This window comes from Pseudomonas sp. GW821-FHT02H09 (assembly GCF_059421425.1).
Genome location: NZ_JBWKVA010000001.1, coordinates 330,224 through 345,466, shown reverse-complemented (window position 1 = coordinate 345,466; position 15,243 = coordinate 330,224). Strand labels below are relative to the sequence as shown.

The following is a 15,243-nucleotide window of genomic DNA, read 5'->3' as shown; positions in this document are numbered from 1 at the left end:
GATGCCGCAGGTGGATCCCGAACTCTTCGACCGCGGTCAGTTCCAGGCTGAACTGGCCTTGAAGGCAAGCCCGATTGCGGCCTTCAAGAAAGCTATTCGCCAGGCCCGCGAGGCGCTCGACGAGCGCTTTCGCGCCGGTCGGGATATCCGTCGACTGATCGAGGATCGCGCCTGGTTCATCGATAACATCCTGCAAAAGGCCTGGGAGCAGTTCAACTGGAACGAAGACGCCGACATCGCGCTGGTCGCGGTCGGCGGCTATGGTCGCGGCGAGCTGCACCCTTACTCCGACATCGACCTGCTGATCCTGCTCGACAGCGCCGATCACGAGACTTTCCGCGATTCCATCGAACGTTTTCTGACGTTGCTGTGGGATATTGGCCTGGAAGTCGGGCAAAGCGTGCGTTCGGTGGATGAATGTGCCGAAGAAGCCCGCGCCGACCTGACGGTCATCACCAACCTGATGGAAAGCCGCACCATTGCTGGCCCCGAGCGTTTGCGCCAGCGCATGCTGGAGGTCACCAGTACCGCTCATATGTGGCCAAGCAAGGACTTCTTTCTGGCCAAACGTGCCGAGCAAAAGGCCCGCCACCACAAATACAACGATACCGAATACAACCTGGAACCCAACGTCAAAGGCTCGCCCGGTGGCCTGCGGGATATCCAGACAATTCTCTGGGTAGCCCGCCGCCAGTACGGCACGCTGAACTTGCGTGCACTGGCTGGCGAGGGCTTCCTGGTGGAGAGCGAGAACACCCTGCTGGCTTCATCCCAGGAATTTCTGTGGAAGGTCCGTTACGCCTTGCACATGCTGGCCGGACGCTCCGAGGACCGCCTGCTGTTCGATCACCAGCGCTCGATAGCCGGGTTGCTGGGCTTCGCGGGGGATGACGCCAAGCAGGCTATCGAAAGCTTCATGCAGCAGTATTACCGGGTGGTCATGAGCATTGCCCAGCTCAGCGACTTGATCATCCAGCACTTCGAGGAAATCATTCTCGCATCAGAAGATGAAGCGCCCTCGCAGCCGCTTAACTCGCGTTTCCAGCTGCATGACGGCTACATCGAAGTCACCAACGTCAATGTCTTCAAACGCACGCCATTCGCGATGCTGGAGATCTTCCTGCTGATGGCTCAGCACCCGGAGATTAAAGGAGTTCGCGCCGATACCGTCCGTTTGCTGAGGGAAAACCGTCACTTGATTGACGACGAATTCCGCCATGATATCCGCAATACCAGCCTGTTCATCGAATTGTTCAAGTGCGAGATCGGCGTCCACCGCAATCTGCGGCGAATGAACCGTTATGGCATTCTCGGGCGCTATCTACCGGAATTCGGCTTTATCGTCGGCCAGATGCAACACGATCTGTTCCACATCTATACCGTTGACGCCCATACCCTGAACCTGATCAAACACCTGCGTAAACTGCAGTACACCCAGGCTTCCGAAAAATTCCCGCTAGCCAGCAAACTCATGGGCAAGCTGCCAAAACCCGAGTTGATCTACCTGGCCGGCCTGTATCACGACATCGGCAAGGGTCGGCATGGCGATCACTCGGACATTGGCGCAGTAGATGCCGAGGCGTTCTGCGCACGCCATCAGCTGCCGCAGTGGGACAGCCGACTGATTGTCTGGCTGGTGCAGAACCACCTGGTGATGTCGACCACCGCCCAGCGCAAGGATCTGTCCGATCCCCAGGTTATCCACGATTTCGCACAAATCGTTGGCGATCAGACCCGGCTCGACTATCTGTATGTGCTGACCGTCTCCGACATCAATGCGACCAATCCGACCCTGTGGAACTCCTGGCGGGCGAGCCTGCTGCGTCAGCTCTACACCGAGACCAAGCGTGCCTTGCGCCGCGGCCTGGAAAATCCGGTGGATCGTGAACAGCAGATTCGCCAGACCCAGAGCGCTGCCCTGGACATCCTGGTACGCAGCGGCACCGATCCGGATGACGTCGAACAGCTCTGGGCACAACTGGGCGACGACTACTTCCTGCGCCATACCGCTGGCGACGTGGCCTGGCACAGCGATGCGATCCTGCAACAGCCCGCCGACGGCGGCCCCTTGGTGCTGATCAAGGAAACCACACAGCGAGAATTCGAGGGCGGAACGCAGATCTTCATCTACGCGCCAGACCAGCACGACTTCTTCGCTGTGACCGTGGCGGCAATGGACCAGCTCAACCTGAACATTCACGACGCCCGGGTCATCACCTCCAGCAGCCAGTTCACCCTCGACACGTATATCGTCCTCGACACCGATGGCGACTCGATCGGCGACAACCCTCTGCGCGTCAAGCAGATCCGCGACGGCCTGACCGAAGCCCTGCGCAATCCGGCTGACTACCCGACCATCATTCAGCGACGGGTGCCACGCCAGCTCAAGCACTTCGCTTTCCCGCCACAGGTCACCATCCACAACGACGCCCAGCGTCCGGTGACTGTCCTTGAGCTGAGCGCTCCGGACCGGCCCGGCTTGTTGGCACGGATCGGGACAATCTTCCTCGAGTTCGATCTGTCGCTGCAGAACGCCAAGATCGCCACCCTCGGCGAACGCGTGGAAGACGTATTTTTCATCACCGACGCAAACAACCAACCGTTGTCCGACCCGCAGCTGTGCAGCCGCTTGCAGGACGCCATCGTTGAACAATTGAGCGTCAGCCACGAACCGAATATCGAACTGTCGCGCCTGAGCTTCTAGTCGCGCGCCATGACCTGAGTGAGATCCGCCAGCAATGAACAACGCTCTGAACCAGTTGCAGCCCTACCCCTTCGAAAAACTCCGCGCCCTGCTCGGCACTGTTCAGCCCGCAGCAGGTAAACGCCCGATTGCCCTGTCCATCGGCGAGCCTAAACATCGCTCGCCCGACTTTGTCGCCCAAGCCCTGGCCAGCAACCTGGATCAGATGGCGGTCTACCCGACCACTCTGGGTATTGCAGCCCTGCGTGAAGCAATTGCTCATTGGTGCGAACGTCGCTTCAGCGTCCCCGACGGCTGGCTCGACCCTGCCCGTAATATTCTGCCGGTCAACGGTACGCGCGAGGCGCTGTTCGCCTTCACCCAGACGGTGGTCAACCGCAGCGATGAAGCACTGATCGTCAGCCCGAACCCCTTCTATCAAATCTATGAAGGTGCAGCCTTCCTTGCCGGGGCCAAGCCGCATTACCTGCCTTGCCTGGACGAAAACGGCTTCAATCCGGATTTCGACGCGGTAACAGCCGATGTCTGGCAGCGCTGCCAGATTCTGTTCCTGTGCTCTCCGGGCAATCCGACCGGCGCGTTGATCCCACTGCAAACCCTGAAAAAGCTGATCGCTCTGGCCGACGAGTACGACTTCGTGATCGCTGCCGACGAGTGCTACAGCGAACTGTATTTTGATGAGCAGACGCCACCGCCCGGCCTGCTCAGCGCCTGCGTGGCACTGGGGCGCAAGGACTTCAAGCGCTGCGTGGTATTCCACAGTCTGTCCAAACGTTCCAACCTGCCTGGCCTGCGCTCCGGCTTTGTTGCCGGTGACGCCGAGATCCTCAAAGCCTTCCTGCTGTACCGCACCTACCACGGTTGCGCCATGCCGGTTCAGACGCAGCTCGCAAGCATCGCGGCCTGGAACGACGAAGAGCACGTGCGCGCCAACCGAACGCTGTACCGGGAAAAATTCGATGCGGTGCTGGAAATTCTGAGCCCGGTTCTCGATGTGCAGTGCCCGGATGGTGGCTTCTATCTGTGGCCGAATGTTGAGGGCGATGACGCCGAGTTCTGCCGCCAGCTGTTTGCCGAAGAACATGTAACCGTAGTTCCAGGCTCGTATCTGTCCCGTGAAGTCAAAGGCTTCAACCCAGGCGCCGGACGTGTACGTTTGGCACTGGTTGCGCCGCTGGCCGAATGCGTTGAAGCCGCCGAGCGGATTCGCGACTTCATTCAGCGTCGCAAGTAAGCGGCCGATCGCGAGCAAGCTCGCTCCTGCAATGAATAGCGCTTTTTGCAGGAGCGAGCTTGCTCGCGATAGCTTCACAGCATCACTTGAACTGCCACCTCTCGCAGCACGTCGCCCGAGAGCAGCCAAACCAGCGCATCAGAGACTTCCTCCGGCTGGCCGCGCGCTGCGCCATTGCAAGGGCTGGGTACCGTGCCGCAACCGGCGATTCTGAAGCGCGATTGCCAATCAATCGAAAGCTAATGGCACCCGCCTGGCAACTGTTCGCCATTGAAGTGCCACATTAGTCGTCTAAGCTGCTGGCTGACCGCCGCACCAATGTCGCAACGGGCCCGGAAATCTGTAATACATTGCAACAAAGCTCGGCCGCAGCCGACGCCGAACCTGCCCGGTCGTGGCATAATCCGTCACCTTTCGTTTCCAGCATCTCCAAAGGGGGGCAATTCCTTGACCGCTTCAAGCAAAACGTTGCACCTTTTCGGCATCAAAGCTTGCGACACCATGAAAAAAGCGCGCACCTGGCTCGATGAAAACGCTGCCAGCTATGAATTCCATGATTACAAAGCGGCCGGAATTGACCGAGAACACCTGACCCAGTGGTGCGATGAGCACGGCTGGCAAGTGCTGTTGAACCGCGCAGGCACGACCTTTCGCAAACTCGACGACGAACGCAAAGCCGATCTCGACCAGACGAAAGCCATCGAACTGATGCTCGCACAACCTTCGATGATCAAGCGCCCGGTGCTCGATCTCGGTGACAGAACCCTGATTGGCTTCAAGCCAGATATCTACGCGGCAGCGCTCAAGTAAGCCAGCCCGTTCAATTTTGTAGAGGTAATCCCATGTCCACTACCCTGTTCAGCCTGGCCTTCGGTGTCGGCACCCAGAATCGTCAAGGCGCGTGGCTGGAAGTGTTTTACGCCCAGCCGCTGCTCAATCCGTCGGCCGAACTGGTCGCCGCTATTGTCCCGGTTCTGGGTTACACCGAAGGCAATCAGGCCATCGCATTCAGCACTGCCCAGGCTTCGCAACTGGCTGAAGCACTCAAAGGCATCGACGCCGCGCAAGCCGCATTGCTGACCCGCCTGGCCGAAAGCCACAAGCCGCTGGTCGCCACGTTGCTGGCAGAAGACGCGCAATTGAGCTCCACCCCTGAGGCCTACCTCAAACTGCACCTGCTGTCCCATCGTCTGGTCAAGCCTCACGGCCTGAACCTGGCCGGCATTTTCCCGCTGCTGCCGAACGTCGCCTGGACCAGCCAGGGTGCGATCGACCTCGCGGAACTCGCCGAGCATCAACTCGAAGCCCGTCTGCGTGGCGAGTTGCTGGAAGTATTCTCGGTAGACAAGTTCCCGAAAATGACCGACTACGTGGTACCGAGCGGTGTGCGGCTGGCTGACAGCGCGCGGATTCGTCTGGGCGCCTACATCGGCGAAGGCACTACCGTGATGCACGAGGGTTTCGTCAACTTCAACGCCGGCACCGAAGGCCCGGGCATGATCGAAGGTCGCGTTTCGGCTGGCGTGTTCGTCGGCAAGGGTTCGGACCTGGGCGGCGGTTGCTCGACCATGGGCACCCTGTCGGGCGGCGGCAACATCGTGATCAAGGTCGGCGAAGGCTGCCTGATCGGCGCCAACGCCGGTATCGGCATTCCGTTGGGCGATCGCAACACCGTCGAGTCCGGCCTGTACGTGACCGCTGGTACCAAAGTGGCGCTGCTGGACGAGAACAACAAGCTGGTCAAAGTGCTCAAGGCCCGTGAACTGGCTGGCCAGCCTGACCTGTTGTTCCGCCGCAATTCGGAGACCGGTGCCGTGGAGTGCAAAACCCACAAGTCGGCCATCGAACTGAACGAAGCGCTGCACGCTCACAACTAAGCAGCGACTCGATGCCAACGGAGCCTGTCGGGCGCTTATAATCAGCATCCGACAGGCTCAAACGAGTCTTGACCACCATGCTTGTGCCCTCTGCCTGGCGCGCCGATTTCCCGGCCATCGCCGCATTGCAACGGCAAGACCAGACCTATCTGGATAACGCCGCCACCACTCAAAAACCCCAAGCCCTGCTGGACGCCCTGACGCACTACTACGCCAATGGCGCGGCCAATGTCCATCGAGCCCAACACCTGCCCGGCGCCCACGCCACTCAGGCGTTCGAAGACAGCCGCAGCAAGGTCGCGCATTGGCTCAGTGCAGGCGAAAGCGGGCAGATCATCTTTACCCACGGCGCGACCTCCGCGCTGAACCTCCTGGCCTATGGTCTGGAACACCAATTCAATGCCGGTGATGAAATTGTCATCAGCGCCCTGGAACACCACGCCAACCTGCTGCCTTGGCAACAGCTGGCCCTGCGTCGCGGCCTTGAGCTGATCGTCTTGCCATTGGACGCCGACGGCTTGATCGATCTCGATGCCGCGGCAAGCCTGATCGGCCCGCGTACTCGCCTGCTGGCGGTCAGCCAGTTGTCCAACGTACTCGGCGCCTGGCAGCCGTTGCCGGCGCTTTTGGCGATGGCCAAGGCCCATGGTGCCTTGACCGTGGTCGATGGCGCTCAAGGTGTTGTCCATGGGCGACACGATGTGCAGGCTTTGGGCTGCGATTTCTATGTATTTTCCAGCCACAAGCTTTACGGACCGGACGGCCTCGGCGTGCTCTACGGCCGCAGTGAGGCGCTGCACCAATTGCGCCACTGGCAGTTCGGTGGCGAAATGGTGCAAAACGCGGACTACCGGCACGCCTCCTTCCGACCCGCCCCGCTCGGTTTCGAAGCCGGAACACCGCCGATTGCCAGTGTGATCGGCCTCGGTGCGACCCTCGATTACCTGAGCGGGCTCGATCTGGATGCGGTCAACGCCCATGAGGCCGCATTGCATGCCTATCTGCTGCAAGGTTTGCATGCGCGCAAAGGCATTCGCCTGCTGGGCAAACCTGAGGTGGCGCTGGCCAGCTTTGTCGTCGAGGGCGTGCACAACTCTGACCTCGCGCATCTGCTGACCGAACAAGGAATTGCCGTACGCGCCGGCCATCATTGCGCGATGCCGTTGCTCAAAGGCTTGGGTCTTGCGGGAGCGATTCGGGTGTCGTTGGCACTGTACAACGACTCCGAAGACCTGGAGCGATTCTTTGAAGCGCTGGATCAAGCCCTGGAGTTGTTGCGATGAGTTTGCCCGCCGAAGCGCTGACGGCACTGGAAACCTTTCAGAGCGCCGCCGGATGGGAACAGCGAGCACGCCTGCTGATGCAGTGGGGCGATCGACTACCGCCCTTGAGCGATGTGGAAAAGACCGAGGCCAATCGGGTGCAGGGCTGTGAAAGTCAGGTTTGGTTGCTGGGTACGTTGCAGGACGACCATTGGCAATTCACCGCCAGCAGCGATGCGCGGTTGATTCGTGGCTTGGTGGCGTTGCTGCTGGTACGGGTCAACGGTTTGTCTGCAGAGGATTTGCAGCAGGTCGACTTGCCGGACTGGTTCAACCAGTTGGGCCTGGCCCGGCAGTTGTCACCATCGCGCAGCAATGGCTTGAATGCCGTATTGCAGAGGATGCGGGAGTTGGCTGGGTACTGATGATCGTTCCCATGCTCTGCGTGGGAATGCCTCAATGGACGCTCTGCGTCCGCTCTTGTGACGCAGAGCGTCACGGGCTGCATTCCCACGCGGAGCATGGGAACGATCTATCAGGCAGGTTTGACCCGATCCGCCGGCCGCCGTACCCCGGCAACAATCTTGTCCACAGCCTTGGTCGCGGCGACCATGCCGAAGGTCGCCGTTACCATCATCACGGCGCCAAAACCGCCCGCGCAGTCAAGTTTCACGCCGTCGCCGACAAAACTCTTCTGCAAGCAAATACTGCCGTCCGGTTTCGGGTAACGCAGTTGTTCCGTAGAAAACACGCAGGGCACGCTGTAATGGCGGGTCACTGTGCGGGAGAAGCCGTAATCACGGCGCAAGGTGGAGCGGACCTTGGATGCCAGAGGGTCATTGAAGGTACGGTTCAGGTCACAGACCTGAATCAGCGTGGGGTCGATCTGCCCCCCGGCGCCGCCGGTGGTGATGATCTGAATCTTGCGGCGTTTGCACCAGGCGATCAGCGCCGCCTTGGCGTTGACACTGTCGATGCAGTCGATTACGCAATCGATGTCTGGTGTGATGTACTCGGCCATGGTCTCGCGAGTGACGAAGTCGGCCACGGCATGCACCGTGCAGACTGGGTTGATCCCGCGCAAGCGCTCAGCCATCACCTCGACCTTGGCCTGACCGACGGTGCTGTCCAATGCGTGCAACTGACGATTACTGTTGCTGACACAAACATCGTCCAGATCGAACAGCGATATCTCACCGACCCCGCAACGGGCGATAGCTTCCGCCGCCCAGGAGCCAACTCCGCCGACCCCGACGATCGCCACATGGGCCGCACGCAAGCGCTCCAGACCTTCGATGCCGTACAAACGGGCAACGCCAGCAAACCGCGGATCTTCTGTACTCATGACCATTACCCCAAAAACCGGCGCGCATTATAGGGCCGATGCTGGCCAAGAGCACCTTTGCGCTATGAACGGTGGCCAAGCCTCTTTCAATAGGCTAATCAGCGCGGTTATTTGAGCTACAAAAACAGCCGATAAGAACTTAAGTGAAGAGCCGTTGCCCAACGGCGACCTTCTCTTCACATGCTGTACGGTAAGTTGAAGGTCAGTGTAGGATGCGCGCCGTTTGGCACCTGCCAACAGTTCCTTCGTTCCACACCCTTTGGAACCCGAAATCTCTATGTCATCGCGTAAATTTGGACTCAATCTGGTGGTGGTTCTGGCAATCGCCGCGCTATTCACCGGCTTCTGGGCGCTGATCAATCGCCCGGTCACGGCCCCCAACTGGCCTGAACAGATCTCCGGTTTTTCTTACTCGCCGTTCCAGCAAGGGCAGTACCCACAGAAAGACCAGTATCCATCCGACGATGAAATGCGTCGTGATCTGGAGATCATGAGCAAGCTGACCGACAACATCCGTACCTACTCGGTCGACGGCACGCTTGAGGACATCCCGAAGCTGGCTGAAGAGTTCGGCCTGCGGGTAACCCTGGGGATCTGGATCAGCCCGGATCAAGAGCGTAACGAGCGCGAAATCACCCGTGCCATTGCACTCGCCAACAGCTCACGCAGTGTTGTGCGCGTCGTCGTAGGCAACGAAGCGATCTTTCGCAAGGAAATCACCGCCAAGGAACTGAGCGTTCTGCTTGATCGCGTGCGCGCGGCCGTCAAGGTTCCGGTCACCACGTCCGAGCAATGGCACGTCTGGGAAGAACATCCGGAGCTGGCCAGGCACGTCGACCTGATCGCGGCCCACGTCCTGCCTTATTGGGAGTTCATCCCGATGGACAAGGCCGGTCAGTTCGTCCTGGACCGTGCCCGTGACCTGAAAAAGATGTTCCCGAAAAAACCTCTGCTGCTGTCCGAAGTGGGCTGGCCGAGCAACGGCCGCATGCGCGGTGGCGCTGATGCGACCCCGGCTGACCAGGCTATTTACCTGCGCACGCTGGTGAACAAGCTCAACCGCCAGGGCTTCAACTACTTCGTGATCGAAGCGTTTGACCAGCCATGGAAAGCCAGCGACGAAGGCTCGGTAGGCGCGTATTGGGGCGTTTACAACGCCGCGCGTCAGCAGAAATTCAACTTTGAAGGCCCGGTGGTTGCGATTCCGCAATGGCGAGTACTGGCCATCGGCTCGGTCGTCCTGGCGTTGTTGTCCTTGACCCTGCTGATGATCGACGGTTCGGCCCTGCGTCAGCGTGGCCGCACCTTCCTGACCTTTGTCGCGTTCCTTTGCGGTTCGGTGCTGGTGTGGATCGGCTACGACTACAGCCAGCAATACAGCACCTGGTTCAGCCTGACGGTAGGCTTCTTGCTCGCCCTCGGTGCGCTCGGGGTGTTTATCGTGCTGTTGACTGAGGCCCACGAACTGGCCGAAGCGGTCTGGACCCAAAAACGCCGGCGCGAATTCCTGCCGGTGGTGGGCGATTCCGACTACCGTCCAAAAGTCTCGATCCACGTGCCCTGCTACAACGAGCCACCGGAGATGGTCAAACAGACCCTCGATGCGCTGGCCAACCTCGACTATCCGGACTTCGAAGTTCTGATCATCGACAACAACACCAAGGACCCGGCAGTCTGGGAACCGGTACAGGCCTACTGCGAGACGCTCGGCCCGCGCTTCAAGTTCTTCCACGTCGCGCCACTGGCCGGCTTCAAGGGTGGCGCGCTGAATTACCTGATTCCGCGCACCGCGCCGGACGCCGAAGTCATCGCGGTGATCGACTCCGATTACTGCGTCGAGCCGAACTGGCTCAAGCACATGGTGCCGCATTTCGCCGACCCGAAAATCGCCGTGGTGCAGTCACCGCAGGATTATCGCGACCAGAACGAAAGCACCTTCAAGAAGCTCTGCTACTCGGAATACAAAGGCTTCTTCCACATCGGTATGGTCACTCGTAACGACCGTGATGCGATCATCCAGCACGGCACCATGACCATGACCCGCCGTTCGGTGCTCGAAGAACTGGGCTGGGCCGACTGGTGCATCTGTGAGGACGCCGAGTTGGGTCTGCGGATATTCGAAAAAGGTCTGTCGGCGGCGTATTACCACACAAGCTACGGCAAGGGCCTGATGCCCGATACCTTTATCGATTTCAAGAAACAGCGTTTCCGCTGGGCCTACGGAGCGATTCAGATCATCAAGCGTCACACCGCAAGCCTGTTGCGCGGTAAAGACACCGAACTGACCCGTGGCCAGCGCTATCACTTCCTCGCGGGTTGGTTGCCGTGGGTCGCGGACGGCATGAACATCTTCTTCACTGTCGGCGCTCTGCTGTGGTCGGCGGCGATGATCATCGTGCCGCAACGAGTCGATCCACCGCTGTTGATTTTCGCGATCCCGCCATTGGCGTTGTTCGTGTTCAAGGTCGGCAAGATCATCTTCCTCTACCGTCGTGCGGTCGGGGTCGACATGAAGGATGCGTTCGCGGCGGCACTGGCGGGTCTGGCGTTGTCCCACACCATTGCCAAGGCGGTGCTGTACGGCTTCTTCACCAGCAGTATTCCGTTCTTCCGTACGCCGAAAAATGCCGACAACCACGGCTTTTGGGTGGCGATCTCGGAAGCCCGTGAAGAGATGTTCATCATGCTGCTGTTGTGGGGCGCGGCGCTGGGGATATTCCTGGTGCAGGGCATACCGAGCAACGACATGCGCTTCTGGGTGACCATGCTGCTGGTGCAGTCGCTGCCGTATCTGGCCGCGCTGATCATGGCGTTCCTGTCTTCACTGCCAAAACCTGCGCCAGAGACAGAGCCGGCACCTGCCGCCTAAATCTGCGCAAACAACTAAACGGCGGCCTCTGGTCGCCGTTTTGCTTTAAGATATCCACCATTTTGCGCGCCCAGCCCCACGACCGCAGGAGCAGGGGGGCTGGGCGCCGAGCCCTTGCCCGCGATTGAAGCGACTCGGTGTAACAGACAAACCTCATCATCGTTCTTCGCGGGCAAGCGGAACGCCGCCCGGCCCGCTCCCACACCAATGCTTTCGGAGTTATTACATGACGGCCCACGCCGACCTTTCGCCGACCCTTCAACTGGCCATCGACCTGATCCGCCGTCCCTCCGTCACGCCGGTCGACGCCGATTGCCAGAAGCAGATGATGCAGCGCCTGGGCGATGCCGGCTTCAAGCTGGAGCCAATGCGCATCGAGGATGTGGATAACTTTTGGGCGACCCACGGCAAACACGAAGGCCCGGTGCTGTGCTTCGCTGGCCACACCGACGTGGTCCCGACCGGCCCGGTGCAAGCCTGGCAGACAGACCCATTCGACGCACTGATCGACGAACACGGCATGCTCTGCGGCCGTGGCGCGGCCGACATGAAAGGCAGCCTGGCCGCCATGACCGTGGCGGCCGAGCGGTTTGTCAGCGACTACCCGGATCACAAAGGCTCGGTGGCCTTCCTGATCACCAGTGACGAAGAAGGCCCGGCTCATCACGGCACTAAAGCGGTGATCGAGCGCCTCGTTGCCCGCAAGGAACGTCTGGACTGGTGCATCGTCGGCGAGCCGTCGAGCACCGCCCTGGTCGGTGATGTGGTGAAAAACGGTCGTCGCGGCTCCCTCGGAGCCAGGCTCACTGTACGCGGTGTGCAAGGTCACGTGGCCTACCCGCACCTGGCGAAGAACCCGATCCATCTCGCTGCCCCGGCACTGGCGGAACTTGCCGCCGAGCATTGGGACAATGGCAACAGCTTCTTCCCGCCTACCAGCTTCCAGATCTCCAATCTGAACTCCGGCACCGGTGCGACCAACGTGATCCCGGGTGATCTGGTTGCCGTGTTCAACTTCCGTTTCTCCACCGAGTCGACCGTCGAAGGCCTGCAACAGCGGGTCGCCGATATCCTCGACAAGCATGGCCTGGACTGGCACGTGGAGTGGGCGCTGTCCGGTCTGCCGTTTCTCACCGAACCGGGCGCGTTGCTCGATGCCGTATCGGACAGCATCAAGGCCATTACCGGCCGTGAAACCAAGGCTTCCACCAGCGGCGGCACGTCCGACGGGCGCTTCATCGCGACCATGGGCACCCAAGTGGTCGAATTGGGCCCGGTCAACGCGACGATCCATCAGGTCAATGAGCGAGTGCTCGCCAGCGACCTCGATGTACTGACCGAAATCTACTACCAGACCCTGATCAAGTTGCTCGCCTGATGCTCACCTGCCCTATCTGCACCGCGCCGCTGAGCGCGGTCGACAATGGAGTGGTCTGCCCCGTCGGGCACCGCTTCGACCGCGCGCGCCAGGGTTACCTGAACCTGCTGCCGGTGCAGCACAAGAACAGCCGCGATCCCGGCGACAACCAGGCCATGGTCGAAGCGCGCCGTGATTTCCTTAACGCCGGCCATTACGCACCGGTGGCCAGGCGCCTTGCCGAACTGGCCGCCGAACGTGCGCCACAGCGCTGGCTGGATATCGGTTGTGGTGAGGGTTACTACACCGCACAAATCGCCGAAGGATTGCCCAACGCTGACGGTTACGCCCTGGATATCTCCCGCGAAGCAGTGAAACGCGCCTGCCGGCGCAATCCGAAGCTGACCTGGTTGATCGCCAGCATGGCCCGCGTACCTTTGGCCGATGCCAGCTGCCAGTTCCTCGCCAGCGTCTTCAGCCCTCTGGACTGGCAGGAAGCCAAGCGCCTGCTCAGCCCCGGTGGTGGCTTGATGCGCGTCGGACCGACCAGCGGTCACTTGATGGAATTACGCGAGCGCCTGTATGACGAAGTCCGCGATTACGCCGACGACAAGCATCTGGCCCTGGTACCAGAAGGCATGCAGTTGCAACACAGTGAAACCCTGGACTTCAAACTCAGCCTGGTCGCGCCCCAGGACCGCGCCAACCTGCTGGCAATGACGCCCCACGGCTGGCGTGCCAGTGCCGAACGCCGGGCGAATGTCATCGAACAGGCCGAGCCGTTCGAGGTCAGCGTATCAATGCGCTACGATTACTTCGTTCTTCAATAACCCATTAATTTATGGTCTTGAGCATTAGTCTTGAGGCCGACTAAATCCGCGAATGGATTTTTCAGACCCGCAGTGAGGACATCCATGCGCCAACCCGATATCGAGATTTACCTGAAAGACGCCGACGTTGATCACAAGGCCATTGCGGCCTGGCTCGGCACGGCTCTGGGCCCTTGCACCGACTGGGTGCAGAAAGGCCAGACTTACAAATGCAAGGCCGGCAACGTGCCGGTAACCTGGCTGCCGAAGGCTGTGGGCAAGTGGAACAGCCTGCACCTGGATAGCGACCAGACCCCATGGGACGACGACATCGCCTGCGCTCGCGCCGCTTTCGCCGCGTTGAACGTCGAGGTGCGTTGCGCACCGGGTAGCTGGGTTGAGGATGAAGGCGAGGAAACGGCTGATCGCTGGATTCGCATCAGCGTTGATGGTGAAGAAGAGATCACCTGGCATACGGCGTAATTCACTGCCATAAATCCGGAATCTGTTAAGGATTCCGGATTTATGGCTGACTGTAACATCACTGCTCCAGCTGCGGCGTCTCCTGGCCCATGCAGCGCACAGCCTTCTTCTTGTTATTGACCAACACGCCGGTCAAGCCTTTCTGCTCGGTGTCGAACAGCACCAGCACACCATCAACGCATTGCGCCACTTCAGCAGCGGGCTCCAGGGAGATTTTGTAATCCTCGCCTGGCTGCGTCTTGAGCATGGTGAAATCGTTCAAAAGCAGCGCATCTTCCGGTTTGGCGAAGTGCAGGTAGCCGTAGTACCACAGGCATGCCACGGTGCCGAGGATGCTGCAGATACCGGTGATGATGAGGGGGATGGCGTTACGTTCTTCACTCATTGCGGACTCTCTGGAGGTTCAACTTCTGAATTCGGGGGTAGCGGGTAATTCGGGATTTCGCCCAGCCGGCGCAGGCCGTTGAAATGCTGCGGGTCATCCAGATAGCGCAGCATGACTTTTCGCCAGATCGGGTCGGCAAAGGTCTGCACATGACCTCCGCGGGTCAATTGCAGCACCCTGGGCGGCGGCGCAGCTTGATACAGACGGATAGCGCTGGAAAGAGGCACGATCGGATCATCGATGCTGTGGTAGATCAATTTCGGTACACCGCGCAGTTGCGGCATGGCGTTGATTGCGCTGTCAGCGTCCGGCACCAGCCAGGACAATGGCACCTGAAACGGCCAGGTCAGCCAGGAGGTGCTCAAGGCGGAGCGCCCGACATCACGGTAACTGGCCGGCACGCTGTCAAGAATGAGCGCCTTGAGCTGGTGCTGGCGCTCGGGATGTTCGACCAAATAGTGCACGGCCAGCGCACCACCGAGGCTCTGACCGAGAAGCACCAGCGGTTTGCCTTGAACCTCAGGGGCCTTGTCCAGCCATTGGAATGCTGCGTCGATGTCCCGATAAATCTCCGGCAGCCGCGGCTCACCTTCAGACAGGCCATAGCCGCGATAGTCCACCAGCAGCACCTGATAACCCTCCTTCGGCAGCCACCAACTACCCCCCAGGTGCCAGGCCAGATTGCCGCCATTGCCGTGCAGATGCAGCACCGTGCCTTTGAGCGCCACACCAGCCTTGGCCGGCAGCCACCAACCGTGCAGTTTGATGCCATCGGCCGTGGTCAGGGTGACGTCGCGGTATTGCAGTCGGGCTTTTTGCGGAGTGAACGGCAGACCGGGTTCGGGGTAGAACAGCAAGGAGCTGCAGCCGTTCAAGGTCAGTAACAGACAAAAAATGCCGAGGATTCTCATCCGTTTG

At 60.1% G+C, this 15,243-nt stretch carries 13 protein-coding genes; 10 read left to right on the top strand and 3 right to left on the bottom strand.

The window, feature by feature from the left end; translation table 11 throughout:
• The first annotated feature begins 1 nt into the window (after window position 1).
• The 6 genes from AC07VR_RS01575 to AC07VR_RS01550 all read left to right on the top strand — a co-directional run bounded on the left by AC07VR_RS01575 (window position 2) and on the right by AC07VR_RS01550 (window position 7,502).
• Entirely contained in the window at window positions 2-2,704 is a 2,703-nt protein-coding gene (locus AC07VR_RS01575) for a [protein-PII] uridylyltransferase (protein ID WP_495010314.1), read from the top strand.
• Window positions 2,705-2,738: 34 nt separating this feature from the next.
• Window positions 2,739-3,938 (top strand): succinyldiaminopimelate transaminase, encoded by a 1,200-nt coding sequence (dapC, locus tag AC07VR_RS01570; RefSeq protein ID WP_494992551.1) that lies wholly within the window; start codon window positions 2,739-2,741, stop codon window positions 3,936-3,938.
• Between the two features lie 501 nt (window positions 3,939-4,439).
• On the top strand, window positions 4,440-4,748 hold the full coding sequence (locus AC07VR_RS01565) for an arsenate reductase (RefSeq protein WP_494992550.1): 309 nt from the start codon (window positions 4,440-4,442) through the stop codon (window positions 4,746-4,748).
• Between the two features lie 32 nt (window positions 4,749-4,780).
• Window positions 4,781-5,815 (top strand): 2,3,4,5-tetrahydropyridine-2,6-dicarboxylate N-succinyltransferase, encoded by a 1,035-nt coding sequence (dapD, locus tag AC07VR_RS01560; protein ID WP_495010313.1) that lies wholly within the window; start codon window positions 4,781-4,783, stop codon window positions 5,813-5,815.
• A gap of 77 nt (window positions 5,816-5,892) precedes the next feature.
• Complete coding sequence (locus tag AC07VR_RS01555) at window positions 5,893-7,098, top strand: aminotransferase class V-fold PLP-dependent enzyme (protein WP_494992548.1); 1,206 nt, start codon at window positions 5,893-5,895, stop codon at window positions 7,096-7,098.
• Window positions 7,095-7,502 (top strand): SufE family protein, encoded by a 408-nt coding sequence (locus tag AC07VR_RS01550; protein WP_495010312.1) that lies wholly within the window; start codon window positions 7,095-7,097, stop codon window positions 7,500-7,502. Before AC07VR_RS01555 ends, AC07VR_RS01550 begins: the two co-directional genes overlap by 4 nt.
• A 110-nt stretch (window positions 7,503-7,612) precedes the next feature.
• On the opposite strand, the gene tcdA is transcribed toward AC07VR_RS01550, so the two are convergent.
• A complete protein-coding gene (gene tcdA / locus AC07VR_RS01545; protein ID WP_495010311.1) occupies window positions 7,613-8,422 on the bottom strand; it encodes a tRNA cyclic N6-threonylcarbamoyladenosine(37) synthase TcdA in 810 nt (269 codons plus the stop codon).
• Window positions 8,423-8,699: 277 nt separating this feature from the next.
• Between tcdA and AC07VR_RS01540 the strand changes: the two genes are divergently transcribed.
• The 4 genes from AC07VR_RS01540 to AC07VR_RS01525 all read left to right on the top strand — a co-directional run bounded on the left by AC07VR_RS01540 (window position 8,700) and on the right by AC07VR_RS01525 (window position 13,940).
• Window positions 8,700-11,291: a glycosyltransferase gene (locus AC07VR_RS01540; protein ID WP_494992545.1), complete on the top strand. Its 2,592-nt coding sequence runs from the start codon at window positions 8,700-8,702 to the stop codon at window positions 11,289-11,291.
• A gap of 226 nt (window positions 11,292-11,517) precedes the next feature.
• A complete protein-coding gene (dapE, locus tag AC07VR_RS01535; RefSeq protein ID WP_494992544.1) occupies window positions 11,518-12,669 on the top strand; it encodes a succinyl-diaminopimelate desuccinylase in 1,152 nt (383 codons plus the stop codon).
• Window positions 12,669-13,478 (top strand): putative RNA methyltransferase, encoded by an 810-nt coding sequence (locus tag AC07VR_RS01530; protein ID WP_494992543.1) that lies wholly within the window; start codon window positions 12,669-12,671, stop codon window positions 13,476-13,478. The genes dapE and AC07VR_RS01530 overlap by 1 nt, the downstream gene beginning before the upstream one ends.
• Window positions 13,479-13,562: 84 nt before the next feature.
• The gene (locus AC07VR_RS01525; RefSeq protein ID WP_495010310.1) at window positions 13,563-13,940 is read left to right on the top strand and encodes a hypothetical protein; all 378 of its coding nucleotides are present in this window, start codon (window positions 13,563-13,565) and stop codon (window positions 13,938-13,940) included.
• A 58-nt stretch (window positions 13,941-13,998) separates the two neighbouring features.
• On the opposite strand, the gene AC07VR_RS01520 is transcribed toward AC07VR_RS01525, so the two are convergent.
• Both AC07VR_RS01520 and AC07VR_RS01515 read right to left on the bottom strand, forming a co-directional pair.
• Window positions 13,999-14,325: a PA3694 family proteiin gene (locus AC07VR_RS01520; RefSeq protein ID WP_494992541.1), complete on the bottom strand. Its 327-nt coding sequence runs from the start codon at window positions 14,323-14,325 to the stop codon at window positions 13,999-14,001.
• Window positions 14,322-15,236 carry an alpha/beta hydrolase gene (locus tag AC07VR_RS01515; protein WP_494992768.1) on the bottom strand — a complete coding sequence of 305 codons (915 nt, stop codon included), beginning with the start codon at window positions 15,234-15,236 and terminating at the stop codon, window positions 14,322-14,324. The genes AC07VR_RS01520 and AC07VR_RS01515 overlap by 4 nt, the downstream gene beginning before the upstream one ends.
• Window positions 15,237-15,243 lie beyond the last annotated feature (7 nt).